This window comes from Lysinibacillus sp. A1 (assembly GCF_000801965.1).
Classification (GTDB): Bacteria; Bacillota; Bacilli; order Bacillales_A; family Planococcaceae; genus Lysinibacillus; species Lysinibacillus fusiformis.
The window spans coordinates 117,680-134,890 of the sequence record NZ_JSZM01000023.1 but is presented as its reverse complement, the minus strand read 5'-3'; the positions used below and the strand labels follow the sequence as shown (position 1 = coordinate 134,890).

Annotated in this window: 18 protein-coding genes; 3 read left to right on the top strand and 15 right to left on the bottom strand. The window is 37.4% G+C overall.

The window, feature by feature from the left end:
* Positions 1-300 precede the first annotated feature (300 nt).
* Complete coding sequence (locus PI85_RS18220; RefSeq protein WP_025115858.1) at positions 301-1,188, bottom strand: nucleotidyltransferase-like protein; 888 nt, start codon at positions 1,186-1,188, stop codon at positions 301-303.
* A 146-nt stretch (positions 1,189-1,334) separates the two neighbouring features.
* Between PI85_RS18220 and PI85_RS18215 the strand changes: the two genes are divergently transcribed.
* On the top strand, positions 1,335-1,688 hold the full coding sequence (locus tag PI85_RS18215) for a YgzB family protein (protein ID WP_025115857.1): 354 nt from the start codon (positions 1,335-1,337) through the stop codon (positions 1,686-1,688).
* A gap of 21 nt (positions 1,689-1,709) precedes the next feature.
* On the opposite strand, the gene perR is transcribed toward PI85_RS18215, so the two are convergent.
* The 3 genes from perR to bcp form a co-directional block, all read right to left on the bottom strand.
* Positions 1,710-2,153 carry a peroxide-responsive transcriptional repressor PerR gene (gene perR / locus PI85_RS18210; protein ID WP_031416903.1) on the bottom strand — a complete coding sequence of 148 codons (444 nt, stop codon included), beginning with the start codon at positions 2,151-2,153 and terminating at the stop codon, positions 1,710-1,712.
* Between the two features lie 117 nt (positions 2,154-2,270).
* Positions 2,271-3,215: a D-2-hydroxyacid dehydrogenase gene (locus tag PI85_RS18205; RefSeq protein ID WP_036120475.1), complete on the bottom strand. Its 945-nt coding sequence runs from the start codon at positions 3,213-3,215 to the stop codon at positions 2,271-2,273.
* A complete protein-coding gene (gene bcp / locus PI85_RS18200; protein WP_036120478.1) occupies positions 3,212-3,688 on the bottom strand; it encodes a thioredoxin-dependent thiol peroxidase in 477 nt (158 codons plus the stop codon). The genes PI85_RS18205 and bcp overlap by 4 nt, the downstream gene beginning before the upstream one ends.
* A gap of 130 nt (positions 3,689-3,818) precedes the next feature.
* Between bcp and PI85_RS18195 the strand changes: the two genes are divergently transcribed.
* Positions 3,819-5,105, top strand: a complete 1,287-nt coding sequence (locus tag PI85_RS18195; protein ID WP_036120479.1) for a glutamate-1-semialdehyde 2,1-aminomutase — start codon at positions 3,819-3,821, stop codon at positions 5,103-5,105.
* A 135-nt stretch (positions 5,106-5,240) separates the two neighbouring features.
* On the top strand, positions 5,241-6,329 hold the full coding sequence (locus PI85_RS18190; protein ID WP_036120483.1) for an aromatic acid exporter family protein: 1,089 nt from the start codon (positions 5,241-5,243) through the stop codon (positions 6,327-6,329).
* A 91-nt stretch (positions 6,330-6,420) separates the two neighbouring features.
* Here PI85_RS18190 and PI85_RS18185 read toward each other — a convergent pair whose 3' ends face one another.
* The 11 genes from PI85_RS18185 to nikC form a co-directional block, all read right to left on the bottom strand.
* Entirely contained in the window at positions 6,421-7,455 is a 1,035-nt protein-coding gene (locus PI85_RS18185) for a toxic anion resistance protein (RefSeq protein ID WP_036120486.1), read from the bottom strand.
* A 22-nt stretch (positions 7,456-7,477) separates the two neighbouring features.
* A complete protein-coding gene (locus PI85_RS18180; RefSeq protein WP_036120489.1) occupies positions 7,478-9,109 on the bottom strand; it encodes a YceG family protein in 1,632 nt (543 codons plus the stop codon).
* Between the two features lie 234 nt (positions 9,110-9,343).
* A complete protein-coding gene (locus PI85_RS18175) occupies positions 9,344-10,162 on the bottom strand; it encodes an HAD family hydrolase (protein WP_036120493.1) in 819 nt (272 codons plus the stop codon).
* Between the two features lie 11 nt (positions 10,163-10,173).
* Positions 10,174-11,274 carry a cysteine protease StiP family protein gene (locus tag PI85_RS18170; protein ID WP_036120496.1) on the bottom strand — a complete coding sequence of 367 codons (1,101 nt, stop codon included), beginning with the start codon at positions 11,272-11,274 and terminating at the stop codon, positions 10,174-10,176.
* A complete protein-coding gene (locus PI85_RS18165; RefSeq protein WP_036120499.1) occupies positions 11,271-12,632 on the bottom strand; it encodes a phosphoribosyltransferase family protein in 1,362 nt (453 codons plus the stop codon). The genes PI85_RS18170 and PI85_RS18165 overlap by 4 nt, the downstream gene beginning before the upstream one ends.
* The gene (locus tag PI85_RS18160; protein WP_036120501.1) at positions 12,613-13,806 is read right to left on the bottom strand and encodes an HpcH/HpaI aldolase/citrate lyase family protein; all 1,194 of its coding nucleotides are present in this window, start codon (positions 13,804-13,806) and stop codon (positions 12,613-12,615) included. Before PI85_RS18160 ends, PI85_RS18165 begins: the two co-directional genes overlap by 20 nt.
* Before the next feature lie 102 nt (positions 13,807-13,908).
* Complete coding sequence (locus PI85_RS24710; RefSeq protein WP_196244070.1) at positions 13,909-14,067, bottom strand: hypothetical protein; 159 nt, start codon at positions 14,065-14,067, stop codon at positions 13,909-13,911.
* Between the two features lie 128 nt (positions 14,068-14,195).
* Positions 14,196-14,771, bottom strand: coding sequence for a TerD family protein (locus PI85_RS18155; RefSeq protein WP_008173483.1), 576 nt, complete (start codon positions 14,769-14,771; stop codon positions 14,196-14,198).
* Positions 14,772-14,805: 34 nt separating this feature from the next.
* Positions 14,806-15,387, bottom strand: a complete 582-nt coding sequence (locus tag PI85_RS18150; RefSeq protein WP_025115844.1) for a TerD family protein — start codon at positions 15,385-15,387, stop codon at positions 14,806-14,808.
* Between the two features lie 31 nt (positions 15,388-15,418).
* Positions 15,419-16,036: a TerD family protein gene (locus tag PI85_RS18145; RefSeq protein WP_008173487.1), complete on the bottom strand. Its 618-nt coding sequence runs from the start codon at positions 16,034-16,036 to the stop codon at positions 15,419-15,421.
* A 266-nt stretch (positions 16,037-16,302) separates the two neighbouring features.
* Complete coding sequence (nikC, locus tag PI85_RS18140; protein ID WP_036120504.1) at positions 16,303-17,199, bottom strand: nickel transporter permease; 897 nt, start codon at positions 17,197-17,199, stop codon at positions 16,303-16,305.
* Positions 17,200-17,211 lie beyond the last annotated feature (12 nt).

Genomic DNA, 17,211 nt, shown 5'->3' with positions numbered 1-17,211 from the left:
CTAGCTAGGCTAGCTAGGCTAGCTAGGCTAGCTACTAAAAACTTTATTGATTACGTTTTGCTTGTTCAGTTTTCAAGGTTCACTTTAAAGTCGTTTTTCAGCGACTTCTTTATATTAACATCTCGTTCGAAACATGTCAATCACTTTTTTCGAAAAAGTTTTTTTATGTTTTTCATCGAGTTATTCGTTATGTCTTAGCGACAATTAATATAATACAATACCAATATGTTATTCGTCAACTACTTTTCTAAAAAAATATCGAGGTATTTTTTAGATACCTCGATTACAAGCATACTACAGTCATTGACCAATTTCTAGAGCATCTTTATTGACCTTATAATGGCGGTGAAAGATCATCTCGTTTTTCGCAGTAACTGGCTCTATATGAATATACCCCTTATCCACTAAGTATTCGACAAACACTTCTAAATCTACTGAGTAATTCATGAGTTCATGATGGTCATGTAGCTCTTGAATAGACCAGGTTTCCTTTGTTTGCATCACTTCTAATATATGTTGTGCTCCATCTCGTGTACGAGAATGGATCAAAAACTCACTTGCTAAAAATAAAAGTTCTAGACGCTTTTCTATTGGCTCATTACTTGTCACTAGCTCTTCGTATAACTTATAAATGGCTGGTTCAATTTTTTTCACTTGTCCCCATACAGTTACTTCAGGGTATAAACCACTATCAATAATCGATAAACGACCCAAATGGTGTAAAGAATCGACTACATGATTATATGCATCCAAATAACTGCCCTTATCAAAGTATTCTTTCCCCTCCAAATAACGACGGATTAACTTTGAAAATTGGATGCCCGTTTTAATCTTACGACCACTATACGGAAATTCCTGCAATTCTATTTTTAATTTATGCAGAAATTCATTTCGATCAAATAGTACTCTGCCAAAGAAAATCCAATCGACTACTTTCTTATTAGAACCGATTAGGAGCCATTTCCGTATTAATTTTTCCGTAACCGTATGTAGTGCGACTTTATTTCCTTCATATAAGTAATGTTTTGAAAAGACTGGCTGCTCTGCTTCTTTTACAATAATTAATAAAACAGTATCAAATGTATCTGTAACGTTACTTTGCTCCTCACGCTTTTCTACTAAAATAACGCCTAATGTATTTGACTGACTCGCACGTTCTTGGTATATAGGACGCAATACTTGCTCCATGTTCAGCCCCCCTTTATTCATATAGCTTCTCTTGTTCCGTTAAAAATTCGACATACTCTAAAAGTATTCCTTCTTTGATTTACCTCAAAGCTAAAATACTTTGCCCTTATATGTTATAGTAGATTTTAGATTGGGAGGCAAGATAAATGAAACCTTATAAAAGTAAAATTAATAAAATTCGTTCATTCGCTTTAGCACTAATCTTTATTGGTTTTATTGTAATGTACGGAGGTATATTCTTTAAAAATAGCCCAATATTAGTTTTAATTTTCATGACATTAGGTGTTTTATGTATTATTGGTAGTACAGTTGTCTATGCCTGGATAGGTTTATTATCAACACGGGCAATTCAAGTTGAGTGTCCAAATTGCCATAAGCATACAAAAGTTTTAGGTAGAGTGGATATGTGTATGTATTGTAATGAGCCATTAACGCTTGATCCTACCCTTGAAGGTAAAGAGTTCGACCAATCCTATAATCATAGAACGAAAAAATCCTAGCCCGTAAAAGAGCTAGGATTTTTATTGTACTTTAGCAGTAACACCTTTACATGATGGACATGTGCCGTATATCTCTAAACGATGCGAATGCACATCAAAGTCAGTTACCTGTGATGCAAAATGCTCTATTTCATCGAGACCAGGATAATGGAAATCGACGATCTTGCCACAGCATTCACAAATCATATGGTAATGATCATTTGTCACGAAATCAAAGCGACTTGAAGCATCTCCATAAGTAAGCTCTTTCACAAGACCTACCTCACGAAATACTCGCAGGTTATTATAGACCGTCGCTACACTCATATTAGGAAATTTCCCTTCAAGTGCTTTATAAATTTCATCGGCAGTAGGATGTGCCATAGATTGAATTAGATATTCCAAAATAGCATGACGCTGAGGAGTAATACGTACACCAGTTGTTTTTAACGTGTCCAGTGCATCCTGTAAATGCGTTGTAGACATCGTCATGCACCTCTTCCATAAGTATTATTAATTTATAATTGTTATAAATAGTGTATCCAATTAGCGCTACTTCGTCAACAATCACACATACTAATCCTCTAATTTCATCGTTTTTTCTTAATATCCTCTCGATAGCTCCATGACATTTTCTAAATCTCTTTCACCTTTTAGCCATTTTGTTAAGCTTGGCTTAAAAATTTCTAAGCTTCGTTCCACATAACGAGATGAATGGCTTGAGACATGTGGTGATACTATAACATTTGGCAATGCCCATAGTGGATTGTTTGATGACAGAGGTTCTTCTTCGAATACATCCAAAACGGCATGTCCAATTTCTCCCGCTTCAATCGCCTGAATGAGTACCTTTTCATCAACCAAATTCCCTCTGCCAAAATTCATGAAAATCGCACTGCTCTTCATAGCAATAAAATGTTCTTCATTTAATAAATGCGTTGTTTCTTGTGTTTTTGGCAGCACAGAAATGACAATATCCGCACTCGGCAAAGTTTCTTTTAATTGCCCAAAGCTAATCATCTTATCCATGTTCGACGCTTCATTGCCAGAACGATTGCAGCCAATAGTTTTGATACCAAAAGCTTGTAATAAGCGACCCACTTCCGAGCCAATAGCGCCTGGACCTAAAATAAGCGCTGTACTATCTCGCAATTCAGTTTGTTTGGCTTTTTTTGACCATTCACTTTTCTTTTGTTGCTCATACATCCAAGGTAAAGCGCGTTTAATGGCTAAAACATGGGCTAGCATTGATTCTGCCATAGGTGTTTTATGAATACCTCGTACATTCGAAACTAAAATACCACGTTCCATAATAGCTTGGGCAGGCATTTTTTCAATACCTGCTGATGCAACAAAAATCCATTTTAACTTCGTCGCCTGTTGGATGCTCTCTGTTGTTAAATCCTCACCATATGTAACTAATACATCCGCTTGTTGAAGCTCTTCATTTGTTATTCCGCTTTCAAATATAAAATCGACTTGTGGGAATTCTGCTAATAATGGTTCACGTAAATCTGGTCTTGGTTCAAAAGTAAAATAGATTCTCATGTTGTCGCCTCCTGTTCTGCTAAATAGGCATAAACTTCTTCAATATGATTTTTCACACGTACTTTACGCCAAGCTTTCATTAACTTACCCTCCGAATCAATTAAAAATGTTGAACGCTCAATACCCATAAATTCACGTCCATACATTTTCTTTAAGACCCATACACCGTATGCCTCTGCTACAGCATGATCTTCATCTACTAATAAAGTAAAAGGCAATCCATGCTTATCAATAAATTTTGTATGTTTGTTTGCATCATCTGGACTAACACCCAGAACAACAGCGTTTAAATGACTAAAGTCCTCAAACTTATCTCGAAAATCACATGCTTCGGTTGTGCAACCTGGTGTCATATCTTTTGGGTAAAAGTATAAAATAACATTCTGTCCTTTAAAATCAGTTAGCTGTACCCTCTCTCCCTTTTCATTTATAAGAGAAAAATCGGGCACCTTCTGTCCTTCTTGCAAAGTCATAACTATCTCCTCCCTTGTACGTTCTATTTTACTCCAAGTAACAAATCAAGTCATATTCCTTAATTTCTTTGGATTTCTTACACTGATAGGTCTACAATAGATTACGTATAAAAAGTTAGGAGGCAATACTATGAATCACGCAAAATCTGAAGCAGTACACGCAGAGGCGTTACAACATATCGTTGGTGGTGTAAATAGCCCTTCTCGTTCATATAAAGCAGTAGGCGGTGGTTCTCCTGTGGCAATGATTCGAGGAAAAGGGGCTTATTTTTGGGATGTAGATGGTAATCGTTATATTGATTATCTTGCAGCATATGGTCCTATCGTTACAGGTCATGGACATCCTCACATTGCTAAGGCCATTACACATGCAGCTGAAAATGGCACATTGTTTGGAACGCCGACTGAATACGAGGTTACTTTTGCAAAAATGCTAAAAGAGGCCATTCCGTCTATGGATAAAGTACGCTTTAACAACTCTGGTACAGAAGCTGTTATGACAACTATTCGTGTTGCACGTGCCTATACAGGACGTACAAAAATAATGAAATTTGCTGGATGCTACCATGGTCACTTCGATTTAGTATTAGTAGCTGCTGGTTCAGGTCCTGCTACATTAGGAACACCCGACTCAGCAGGGGTAACAACTTCTACAGCTGAAGAAGTGATTACAGTACCTTTCAATAACCCTGAAGCTTTTACAGAAGCAATGAATAAATGGGGCGAGGAAATTGCAGCTATTTTAATAGAACCAATCGTAGGAAACTTCGGTATTGTTGAACCGAATCCTGGCTTCCTTGAATTAGTACACGCTACAGCCAAGGAAAAAGGAGCCTTAACAATTTATGATGAAGTTATCACGGCTTTCCGCTTCCACTACGGTGGTGCTCAAAACTTACTTGGCCTAACACCTGATCTAACAGCACTTGGTAAAGTTATTGGCGGCGGTTTACCAATTGGTGCATATGGTGGTCGTAAAGAAATTATGGATACAGTCGCACCACTAGGCCCAGCTTACCAAGCCGGAACGATGGCCGGAAATCCAGCATCTATGCAAGCAGGTATTGCATGCTTAGAAGTCCTGCAAACACCAGGCATTTACGATGAAATGGATCGGTTAGGTGGGATTTTAGAAGAAGGAATTTTAGCTGCAGCTAAAGAGCACGGAGTGACTATCACATTAAATCGTCTTAAAGGGGCGCTGACAATTTACTTTACAGATGTGAAAGTTGAAAATTATGAGCAAGCGGAAAACTCTAATGGTGAGATTTTTGGTCGCTTCTTTAAACTAATGCTTGAGCAAGGCGTTAACCTAGCTCCTTCTAAATATGAAGCATGGTTCTTAACTACGGAACACACGGAAGCAGATATTCTTGAAACGATTAAAGCTGTGAATTACGCATTTTCACAATTATAATAATGAACATACGAAGGCGACTTTCTACCATAAGTCGCCTTTTTCTTATTCATGCATACAAATCTATGTATTTTATGAGCACTTCCTTCTATAATGTAAAGAAGCTAAAAAATATTAGACAGAAAGGACATCTTTATGAAATTAGGTGCCCGCGTATTTAAAACTGGTGTCGCTATCGTATTTGCCCTGTTTATTGCAGAGCTATTAAAACTACCTTCACCTGTTTTTGCTGGAATTGCAGCCATTTTTGCGATACAGCCTTCTATTTATCGCTCTTATCAAACCATTGTAGAGCAAGTTCAAGCAAATATTATAGGTGCAACCATTGCCGTCTTATTCGGCCTACTTTTTGGCCATCATGTGGTTGCCATTGGCATCGCCGTCATCATAGCAATTGGTTTAATGTTGAAATTTAAACTAGAAAAATCTCTTTCGTTAGCGCTGGTGTCAGTTGTAGCCATTATGGAGTTCCAAGGAGAAGACTTTTTAACATTTGGTTTAATACGCTTTGTGACTATATTAGTCGGCGTGTTAGCAGCATTTGTCGTTAACCTTGTTTTCTTACCACCGAAATATGAGATCAAACTATTCCGCAAAATTTATATTTTGCAGGATGATATTATTCGTTGGACACGACTTGCGGTACGTCAGGCTTCTGAGCATACATCCACAAAGGGTGCATTAAGTAAATTTAAAAGCCGTATGTTACGAGTGGATACGCTATATGATTTATATAAAGAGGAGCGTAATTACTTCAAAAATAAAAAGTATGTAAAAGCACGTAAATTGGTCGTCTATCGTCAAATGATTTTAACTTCCAAAAAAAGTTTAGAATTGCTACAACGATTGCATAATCACGAAAACGAATTAGCTAAGCTACCTACTCAATTTCACTTAATGATTCAGGAACGGCTTGATTCCCTATTAACGTATCACGAACAATTGCTCTTAAAATATACAGGGAAATTAAAGCCTGAGCATTCCGAGTGGAGTAAAAGCATCGACTATGTTCAACGCAATGAACTAATGGAAATTTTCATCAAGCAAGTGAACTTTGCTCGCGAAGAAGGCGATACAGAATTTTCTAGCTATCACTTACTCTATATTTTATCGAGGATTTTAGATTACGAGGAAAATTTAGAGCATCTAGATACACTGATCGTTTCATACCAAAGCTACCACGGCCATGAAATTAATGTAGAATTTGAAGAAGAGTTTATCTAGCAACCATGTAAGCGACAGATTCATGTACAGTGAATCTGTCGCTTTTTACTATATGAAAAAACCTCTAAGTAAAATGTACTTAGAGGTAAAATTAAGAACGTAAAGCTAGCAACTGCTGCTCAGCTTGCTTACGTTTATCTGTCTGCTCATTCCGTAAATGCTGATAATTAGCAATACCCGTAACAATGGTATCCCACATTTCTTCTAGTGTCTGTGTTGTATCCACTTGCTGAGCAAGAGTCGTGCTTAGGTGAACCGCTTCATTGCTAGCTTCTCCAAATTGCTTCATCCGATTTTCAAAGGCTGATGCTGATTGATTTTGTAATTGCTGCCGTCTTTCATTTACAGCATTCATCAGCCCCATTTTAAAAACAGGAATGGTTTTAACAAATGCGCCATTAATCTGTTCCATCAACTCACTATTCCCCTGACGTAGCATCTCAATTTGTGGAGCTGTTAAAATGGCAACCATTCGTGATTTCTCCAACTCATCTATTTTTTGTTGAAGCAGTTCTGCAATTGCTTGTAATCGATTAAGCTCCATTTTGGCTACCTGATTACCTGCCTCACCCTGTTTTTCATACATAGGAATTAATGTGGTTTGCACCTCATGTAATTTCATATCAGTTGCTACTATATATTTTTCTAAGTCAAGGTAAAACATCAAATCTTCCTTGTATAATCGAGCGAGTAATCGATTATCCTTCGCTAATTCATCTTCCATAAGCACAAATTGGTAATGAATTTTCTCAATATCTCTACCGAGCACATTGTATTTTGCATATACATCCTCTTCACTTTTGGATTTACGTGTAAATAGCTTCTTGAAGAAACCCTTTTGCTCAGTAAAATCTTTTTTATCAAATGTCAGCATTAAGGCCTCAAGCTGTTTAAATAATACATTGGATTCAAAAGTAGCTGATTGGGTCACAATATCTAAAATCTGATCTGCAAATTTTGCTAATTTGGTAGCAGGCTCTTTTCCCAACGCCATTAGCTCTAGCTGATTTTTTATATCAATCTGATGAGCAATTTGTTGGACCTCTACATGCTCTCGTAATTGTTGTTTGACGGCATCTGCTGTTTCTTGTGTCAGCTGCTCAAGCATCATTGGGATGTTTGACAAGGTCGCCGCCTCCTTCCTATCATCAGAAAAAGCGATTAAAGAGCTTTTTAATAATTTTATCCGGTGCTGTTTTTTGTTGCTGTGGTTCTTCATAGGGCAAGTCAAATAACATATGCTCTAAACGATGTACATCGTACGTGTCCTCTTGCAGGTGCTTTTCTATATCTAATTGACCTGTTGGATTATAAAAAACGATATCCATACCGAACCGATTTAAAAACGCTAGTAAGGCAATATCTTCACGCGATAAGGCAGGTTGCTGTGGCGCTTGATACAAAACAATCTTCGGTATCTCTTGTGAATAGTCGAAGCTTTGCAATAATCTTAGGATCTCTTGAGGAATCATTGTTAGCTGCTTAAATAAAAATAACTGTAAATCATATAAAGTCTCATTTGGCTGTTGTTTTAACATTGGTTGCTCACAAGATGTTTTGATCGTATGCGCAATGGCTTGCTGTAGCTCCAACGATAATTCACCATACTGCCACCAATCGCTTTGTATAATACGTTCTACTGAAAGTTCACCATTTACTAAGCAATGTTTATAGTGAAAATGAAAGTTGGCCTTGCTCGTTTTTGTAAAAGGGAATTCCTGCACGAAGATAGTTTGTGGGTTTATTAATAACTGGTGCATTAAGTGCCAATATTCCTCACGCTGGCTTGAGACTCCACTGATTTTAGCAAAGATGACAGGGATCACTACTTCATTTCCATTGATATCAAATTGCGGTCGTACTAATGCTTTTTCCTTCGCATAAATAAAAATATCATCATATGTCATACGCAAAGTTAATGAGCGTGGCATAAAATCTTTAAATTGCCAAGGTCTATAGACTCCTGATTGCTGGTCATGCATTAATTGTTCAAAGTGCTGACTAGAACGATACCCTACAGTTGCCTGACGATCACGAGGCTTATCAGGAAATGGCTGTAATGTTGTTTGGCTCGTATAGGAATAGCTGACCGAAAACGTATCAGTAGGATCTACCTCAGCAAACTCATCGACTTTTGCTGGATGAAATATTAATACGTCACAGCCAAGTTCCATTAGCAGTAAAAGAAAATATCGCTGACTAACAGTGGCTTCTCCATACCAAACAACTTTAGGAAAATCATCAGTAGGCTTCAGAGCTTTAGCCCATTGAATCCAATGGTTTTTTAACCACTTCACCAGATCAATTAAAAAACGGCGAAATTCACTGGAAAGTAAGCCTAGCGATTGTTGATGTTGAAATAATTCTATAACCTTTATAGTCGTTAGCTGTAAATGTCGATTCATAGTGCCGTCATCATGTTTGGGAATCAGTTGATACCCATACATCATCGCAACTAAACGATTAATAGTAAGCCCTTTAGGTGTTTGCTGATGCTGCGATAAAATTTGTTGTATAGCTTGAAAGTCTTTCTGTTCAATATGCTTATTTAATTCTTCACTTAAAATATGGATATTTTGGTTTTGAGATAAAGTAAATAATGAATTAAAATACTCATCTTCCTCAATTGGTACTCCTAAAACACGTAGAGCAATACGGCTAAAGCTTATTTGTTGCGGTGTTTCCTCATAAAATGCACGATTCTTGGGTGAATCTTGAAACGCCTGTAGCCAATCATCTGGATTACGCTCGACTATTGATTTAATTGTGATTGTTTGCATACAAACGCCACCTCCTAAAAAAAATCATCCTCTGTAACCTTAGGCTAAATTCAACAGGTATATTATGTTTGAAAAGGTATACGTAACATCCTCAAAATAGAACCTAGTTAAATATGGACTCCACCATTACTAAGTAAAATGTAAAAAAACTAATCAGATTGCAGGCATAATAACTTGGTTGTAAACAAATGCGTACTTTATGAAAGAATTCGTTTACCATCCAATCATTCTATCCTATGATAGAGAAAAATCTGGTTGTATTGCATGCTGTAAAACAGTTTGAAGCAAATGTTTGGTAAATGCTTCTCCCTCATACGGCGAGTATGTTGTATTATGTAGTCTTTTTGGCTGTTTATCCTTTAAATCACCGTGGTTTGGTGTAAAAGCAACATCAGCCAACATGAGCATTCCATAATCCATTATAGAATCACCTGCTGCTATATGCACATCGTATGTACAAAACTCCATCATATATTCTATTGCAGCTTCCTTGGTCAAAACCTTTGGCATGAAATATAATTTTTTTCCTTGCAGAAGAACGCACCAACCATGGGCATCGAATTCTTGAACAATGGCGTGTAAATCATCCTGTTGCAAAACATCCAGATTTACATGATGGACATAAAAAAGGTCGTCTATATAGAAGGAACGTTGTAGCCATGTATCCGATTGGATGGTTTGAAATAGTTGTGACATATCCTCTTGCGGAATTGAAGAATCTTCAATACGTCTACCTAATGTTTTCGTCCATTTGTCGTAGGGCTGACCCTTCTCTAATATTGTACCCCCATTACTCGTAATTGCAAAAGCAGGGTTCAAGTCATTTATAAAATGAATTCTTTTATATTGATGCAACGCTCTAGTTGTAACAGGGACAAATAGTGTTTGCTGATGCACTTGTTGCAATAAACTAGCCGTTTTTTTTGTCATCATACTCATCGTTTCATTAGCCTTCTGTTCAACGACCACTTTATCTGAAATAGGCGGAAACATTTCCATCATACGTTTAGAATAAATCAGTGTTCTATCTAAATCTGATGTGAATAATATCATTTTGAGCTCCTCTACAATTCTTTTATTAAGCCGCAACATGCGTAGGACATATGCGAATATTCTTCTATTATTACATTTTTTTCATGGGCTAATAATAAAATGTGCTCTAGCTCATCCATATACTGTGGATTAATTAAGATTTTCCAAGGTATTCGTCGCAATAAAACTCTTGTTGTTTCTCCAACACCTGGTTTAATAAGGTTAATGTTATCCATATCAAAATCCAATTGAATTTTTTGGACCGATTTCATACCTGCCCAAGTAATAAGAGAAGTGGCTTCGTCCTGAAGTTGACTGATAATCTCACTCTGTACTTGTTTGAAGCATGCGACTATACGATCTATGTACAAGTTCGAGACATCTATATCTTCTAATTCTTTGTAGTATTTTGCTCCATGGAAGTCGTGCTCATCCATAAACTGCAAATTTAAAACGGTTCTACTCACCAAGCCAGAGACAGTTGAATTTAAACAGGCCGATGGAATTAAAAAATCTTCGCGAGTTCCATAAATCGTCGCACAATGCCCCGGATCTGCTAATACAGCTAAATCAGCATTTAACTGCACTTGATAGTGTCCATTAAATTTTTGGCAAGAGTGGATCAATTCTTTCGTTATAGCACCTTTCCCCGTCCAACCATCAATAAATTGAAGACAGCCTTGTGGATGTTGTGACAAAATATAACGTATCGCCGCCTCATCAAATCCACGACCACGCAAAATTGAAATCGAATAATGTGGCACATCCACCTTATAGTTCATCGATATGTACCGTTTGATTAAAATACCGATTGGTGTACCTGCCCTAGCTAAACTCACAAGTATTAAATTGTCTAACCCTCTACTTTTGATGATTCGTTCTGCTACTCCCCCAACAGCTATGGCTATTTTATTCGCGGAAGCATCCAAGGTTTTATAAAATAGCTTCATATAAGTTTTTGATGGGTGATATTCCATTGGTAGCATTTCAGAATAATGCGTACCTGCTTGAATAAGCTGCTCACGTTTTTCATTACCCATCTCTAGAAAAACATTTCCAATATCACGCAATAAAAAAATAACGTCCTCTTGTTCATAGCTACCCATTCTATCTGGCTGTAAAGTCGATTTCATCGTGCTCCCTCCAACTCATGCATACAAATAACATATACCTTTGCTTCACTAACTGACTGCAGAGCCGCCACCATCCGAGCTACTACCTCTTTATTTGCTATACGTTCCACTAGTAGAAAAAGTTCCGTATACGGTTGGCTTTGAACATTATATAAATAATTTTCGACCCCATTATTCTCGGGACTCTCAAATACTATTTTCTCTGTAATCGTATAATCTAAATCGTCTGCACAATAGATCGGACTGCGAGTTGTTGATTGAAAATAAACGTCATTCCCTAAAAAAGAGGCAATTTGCATAGGCACATACATAAACTCCCCAGTCCCAATCACAAGAGCTGGTCCGTCCGTTCGTAGCTCCTTTAATTGCTTGGCGATAGCCTGTAACATGTGATTTTGTTCAAAATGCTGTTTAGATGTTAGCATAAATCTCCCTGTTGCTTTTAAATACGGCTGACTGTTCATTTTGCCATTCTCTGCAATTGAATGATAGAAAAGATGATCAGTGGAGTCTTTGATGGGCAATAGGTTGATGTCTCTTGCAGCAATAGTCGTAATGCTCGGCTGTATACTTGTTAAACTAGGTACTCCTGTACAATTGAATGTTCCACACATAATAGAGATGAATTCAATAGAAATTCCCCATTGCTCCTCTAATTGCTGAAAAACCATTCGCTGCTGGTCCGATCGCCAATCTAAAATGGATAGGACAGCGTACTGTTTAACATCAGGAAATTTCTTTTTTAATGTTTCAATTATGTTGATGACTGTATTCCCAGTAGTAATCTCATCATCTATTAACACGATACGCTTAGCCTGCTGTAAAACTTCAGGTTCCTCTGTATAAATTCTATGGCTTGTCGCATGGGAATGTTCTTCTTCGAATGTGACAAATGGTTCAATATGAGGAATGACTTCACGAGTAGTATGAATATACATAGCATTTGATTGAAATGCATTAAATACGGCATGTCCAAGTGCAGTGGCCGTCTCCGCAAACCCAATAAACAATGTCTCTTGTGCTAACACTACACTTTCTTTCACAGAATTTTGTAGTTCCCCTACATTTATTCCATCTTTTAAAGCTTGAACAATAGACGATATTGTATTGACTTTTTGACTACCGCCTTGCTGGTCGTACATCATAGCTAATAGAGCTCCCGTTAGTATAGGAATTTGTGGGCGAACAGCCAAATGCTTGCCTAGCACAGTACTTACAAATAAAAATTGTCTCTTCTTATTTATACGAGCTGCCATTTGAAATAAATCTGTTAGCGCAAAATTGTGTGGGTTATGGGTAATTTCAATGTCGATTGAATAGTTGGGTAAAATAGTAAGTTTACTCATTTGTTGTTGCATACATATGACCACCTAGTTCAGAATTTAATAATAGTGAGGCGAAATCCATAGATTCATGATAAACGCCATAGACATGTGCCTGTTTTAAAATGCGTTGTGCCCATCTCATATGTGGTTTGATTTCATTCATTTTATTAGCATAATGACTTTTCATCACACCTTTACTACCATCATTATGTTCAACAATACTAAGTGCATCTAAATACTCTTCATATGAAATAGCGTAAAGTGCATGCACAACACGGATATGACTTGGATGAATGACCGTTTTACCGACAATTCCATTTTGTTTATCCATTAAAACTTCCTTCATTAGTCCATCTAAGCAATCGTCTAATAATGCTTTCCTCGTTTCAAGCGCACCTTTTTCACTAAATGGTGTCATGCGTAATGCCGGTTTTAACACACGCTGATTACTAAAATACTCCCACACTGGCCCAGATATCACAAAGCCGTCTTCCTCACGTCCTAATATATTCACTATATCAGCTATACAATCCCTTATTACGCTAATATCATATATGGTCGAGTCCATACGGCGGCGAATTCCATAAATTCCACAAAAATCAGTAGCACCAATTCGTATATTCAACACCCTTGATTTGTGCTGCAGTAAAACTGATTTAATGGCTAATAATGCCTCCATACGAGATTCTTTATATAGAACCTCCCGACTTTCTAAAATCGGCATCCCGTATAAGGTAAGATTATTTTCTTGAATTGTTTTCTCAAGAAGCTCAAAATAACGTGCTCCCTGCGTCGCTGTGAATTTCGGAAAGACATAACCAGTTAAAATTTCCTGCTTCTCTTTTAATCTAGCAGTTAAATAACTAAATTGTTCCACATGCCGCACACGAATAAAAAGTAAGGGGATATCTTGGAGCTGCAATTGTTTGTGTTGATAGAGTTTGTATAACTCGCTAATGTCCTCCATCAATTTTTCCTCACAATCATCTAATTCTGAATCCCCTACTGCATCCTCTAAATCAATAACAAGCGACGTAAGTTCTTTATATTTTTGTGATTGGATCAAGCCTACAATATTAGGCATGGAAGCGGGCATATATAAAGTAGCACCTAATGCATAGGATAAAATATCTGGCGTTGCCCATTTCGTAAAAGGCTGCGGCTTTTTATAAAAAATCGTCTCTGCTTCTGTTGCAAAGTGTTGCATCTAATCCACTCCCCAATAATTATGCCTTTTGTGAAAAAAGCACTGTATCAGCCTGTTCCTTACAGACCAATACAGTGCCATGTTACACTGCTGATTTCTTATTCAACTTTGTACAACAAATGTCAATAAGAACGCAGCAATTAGAATAATGAAAAATACTTTATGTGGTGGATGGAATCCAAAAATACTCCCAAACAATTTCAGTACAATAAGCGGATTTAAAATATATGCAGTCGTTTCAAACTCTGACACTCGCTCCATTAAGTACGCATCATAAATATTCCTAAAATCCCGCCTACTAATAGAACCTATACTTTAATGTGCATATGTACTTAATCATTTATTAAGTACATCACACAAGATTCTCATCGTGTACCTGCATCTACTAATTACTGTAGGCCATATGCGCTGATTAATGCTGCTAAGCCACCTTGATAGCCTGAGCCTATGGCAGCAAACTTCCACTCGCCATTATGACGGTACAGCTCACAAAATACTACGGCTGTTTCAATACTGAAATCTTCGCCTAAATCATAACGCAATACCTCTGCTCCTGACTCTTCATTTGTCAAACGAACATAAGCATTCAGGACTTGTCCAAAGTTTTGATGACGCCCCTCTGCATCATAAATAGTGACCGTTACAACAATTTTGTCAATTTGAGGAGATACTTGCTTTAAGTTGACGAGGATTTTTTCATCATCCCCATCCCCTTCGCCTGTGCGGTTATCCCCTGCATGAACAACAGATTGATCTGGACTCGCTAAATTATTGTAAAAGATAAAATCTTGTTCATTACGACACTTGCCCGATGCATCTAATAAAAATACAGATGCATCAAGGTCGAAATCTTGCCCACCATCAAATTGTTTAACATCCCAGCCTAAGCCGATGCCGATGCTGTTTAAACTAGGGTCTTGCTTCGTTAAATCAATTCGCTGCCCTTTACTTAATTGAATAGCCATTCAAAAATCTCCCTTTCTTTCCAAAGATGAAATTTTAGTTTACGTTCAAGCCGTAGTCATTACATAAAGCAGCTAAGCCACCCTGATAGCCAGCACCAACTGCGTTAAATTTCCATTCTCCGTTATGACGATATAATTCACCAACTACAACTGCTGTTTCAATACTGAAGTCCTCACCTAAATCAAAGCGAATTAGTTCTTGGTTGGATGCAGCATTTACAATACGAATATATGCATTCGATACCATGCCGAAATTTTGATTACGTGACTCTGCATCATGAATCGTTACAGTGAATGCTAGACGTTGAACATGTGCAGGAACTTGAGTTAATGCGACTTTTACCACTTCATCGTCACCTTCACCAACACCTGTTAAATTGTCACCAGAATGTTCAACTGACCCATTACCACCTGTTGTATTGTTGTAGAAAATGAAGTCATTTTGATCTGCTACTTTTCCTGTATCAGCAAGTAAAAATACAGATGAATCTAAATCAAAATCATTTCCACCATCATATTTATTTGTATCCCAGCCTAAACCAACAATTACATTTGTTAATCCCGGATTTGTTTTTGTTAAATCTACTTTTTGACCCTTTTGTAGTGAAATGCCCATACTTTTTATTCCTCCTAAATAGTCGTTTATTTTATTGATATCTTCGAACAACGTCGCCAAGTTTAAGATCATTCGTTCCTGAACCAACTGCTGCGAATTTCCATTCAGTTTGATGACGGTAAATTTCACCACAGATTAACGTCGTTAAATTCGAATAATCATCACTTAAATTATAGCGAATTAGTTCGCTTCCTGTCCTGTCATCATACACACGAATATATGCATTTCGAATCATACCAAAGTGTTGGTTTCTACCTGCCGCATCATAGATGTTTACGACAAACACTAGCTTATTAAATTGTGTCGGAACAGACGATAGCTCAATTGTGATAACTTCATCATCCCCATCGCCATCTCCCGTTAAATTATCGCCAGAATGTCGAACAGAACCACAGCTACTTGTTAATTTCCCAAAATAAATGACATCGTCCCCAGCTAAAACTTTATCATCTTGTAGCATTAATACGGAGGCGTCACAGTCAACGCTTCTACCACTGCCGCTATTTCTACTAGAAAATAAGCCACCAAGGAAGCCACCGCTTTTTTCTTGGCCGACAGGGTCCCACCCTAACCCTACTTTAATCTTATTTAATCCTGCATTACCCTTTGTTAAATCAACACGTTGCCCTTTTTGTAAATTAATCGCCAATTTGAACACCCTCCTAAAAATATGTATTTCAATTGAAAGACTATATGTAAAGTCATAATCTACGCATTTAGATTGTCTTTTTCAACAATACTTTAAGTCTAAAATAACGTGACAAAAAATTCAATAAATGGCTCCGAAAGGTTCATCTTTTTTTATTTTATTTTGTAGGAATATTGCTATAAAGGACGCTTCAACTGTAAAAGAGTTCCTTTTCAAAACAGCCGAAAAAAACCTTCTAGCTTGTAGAAGGCTCATGAATCTAATTACTAATTTTTCATTTTCGGATCTAGTGCATCACGTAAACCATCCCCCATTAAGTTAAAGCCAAGAACCGTTAACATAATCGCTATACCTGGGAAAATCATTGTCCATGGTGCATTTAATAAAAACTTCCTTGCATCCGCAAGCATTTTTCCCCATTCGGGTGCTGGTGCTTGCGCGCCTAGCCCAAGGAAACCTAATGCCGCAGCTTCAATAATGGCAGTTGCAATAGCAAGCGTCCCCTGTACAATAATCGGAGTGATTGAATTCGGCAATATATGAGAAAACAGTATTCGTGAATCACGCATGCCAATTGCCTTTGCTGCTACAATATATTCCTCTTCTTTGACACTTAATACTTTAGAGCGGATTAAGCGTCCAAAGTTCGGTACGTTAATAATGGCAATGGCAATTAAAGCATTTTGTAAAGATGGACCTAGCACTGATACTACTGCAATCGCTAGTAGCATACTCGGGAAAGCTAGCATAATATCAAAAATACGCGAAATAATCGTATCGATCCATTTTCCATAATAACCTGCAATGATACCAAGTAAACTACCAATTATAACGGATAAAATAACGGAGAAAAAGCCTACCCAAAGCGATATTCTTGCCCCATGGATGATTCTCGAAAAGATATCCCGTCCAAAATCATCCGTTCCAAACCAATGATCAGCGGATGGTGCCAGTAAACGCTTCGTTAAATCTTGTTCATTGATGCCCTGTGGTGCAATGAACGGACCAATGATAGCCAATAAAACGAAAAATATAACAATCCCTGCGCCCACTAGTGACACTTTGCTCTTTTTAAAGCTACGCCAGCCTTCGAGCCATGGACCTACTGCCCTTTCTGGAATGGGTGCTGCTTCTTTTTTTATATCGATTGCTCCAGTCATCATTGCAACTCCCTT

Excerpts from the sequence above, each read along its gene's own strand:
- PI85_RS18195 (WP_036120479.1), top strand. The coding sequence starts at position 3,819 with ATGAATCACGCAAAATCTGAAGCAGTACACGCAGAGGCGTTACAACAT.
- PI85_RS18215 (WP_025115857.1), top strand. The coding sequence starts at position 1,335 with ATGAAACCTTATAAAAGTAAAATTAATAAAATTCGTTCATTCGCTTTA.
- PI85_RS24710 (WP_196244070.1), bottom strand. The coding sequence starts at position 14,067 with ATGGAGCGAGTGTCAGAGTTTGAAACGACTGCATATATTTTAAATCCG.
- PI85_RS18170 (WP_036120496.1), bottom strand. The coding sequence starts at position 11,274 with ATGAAATCGACTTTACAGCCAGATAGAATGGGTAGCTATGAACAAGAG.
- PI85_RS18190 (WP_036120483.1), top strand. The coding sequence starts at position 5,241 with ATGAAATTAGGTGCCCGCGTATTTAAAACTGGTGTCGCTATCGTATTT.
- PI85_RS18150 (WP_025115844.1), bottom strand. The coding sequence starts at position 15,387 with ATGGGCATTTCACTACAAAAGGGTCAAAAAGTAGATTTAACAAAAACA.
- bcp (WP_036120478.1), bottom strand. The coding sequence starts at position 3,688 with ATGACTTTGCAAGAAGGACAGAAGGTGCCCGATTTTTCTCTTATAAAT.
- PI85_RS18165 (WP_036120499.1), bottom strand. The coding sequence starts at position 12,632 with ATGCAACAACAAATGAGTAAACTTACTATTTTACCCAACTATTCAATC.
- nikC (WP_036120504.1), bottom strand. The coding sequence starts at position 17,199 with ATGATGACTGGAGCAATCGATATAAAAAAAGAAGCAGCACCCATTCCA.
- PI85_RS18220 (WP_025115858.1), bottom strand. The coding sequence starts at position 1,188 with ATGGAGCAAGTATTGCGTCCTATATACCAAGAACGTGCGAGTCAGTCA.
- PI85_RS18160 (WP_036120501.1), bottom strand. The coding sequence starts at position 13,806 with ATGCAACACTTTGCAACAGAAGCAGAGACGATTTTTTATAAAAAGCCG.
- PI85_RS18155 (WP_008173483.1), bottom strand. The coding sequence starts at position 14,771 with ATGGCTATTCAATTAAGTAAAGGGCAGCGAATTGATTTAACGAAGCAA.
- perR (WP_031416903.1), bottom strand. The coding sequence starts at position 2,153 with ATGTCTACAACGCATTTACAGGATGCACTGGACACGTTAAAAACAACT.
- PI85_RS18175 (WP_036120493.1), bottom strand. The coding sequence starts at position 10,162 with ATGATATTATTCACATCAGATTTAGATAGAACACTGATTTATTCTAAA.
- PI85_RS18205 (WP_036120475.1), bottom strand. The coding sequence starts at position 3,215 with ATGAGAATCTATTTTACTTTTGAACCAAGACCAGATTTACGTGAACCA.
- PI85_RS18180 (WP_036120489.1), bottom strand. The coding sequence starts at position 9,109 with ATGCAAACAATCACAATTAAATCAATAGTCGAGCGTAATCCAGATGAT.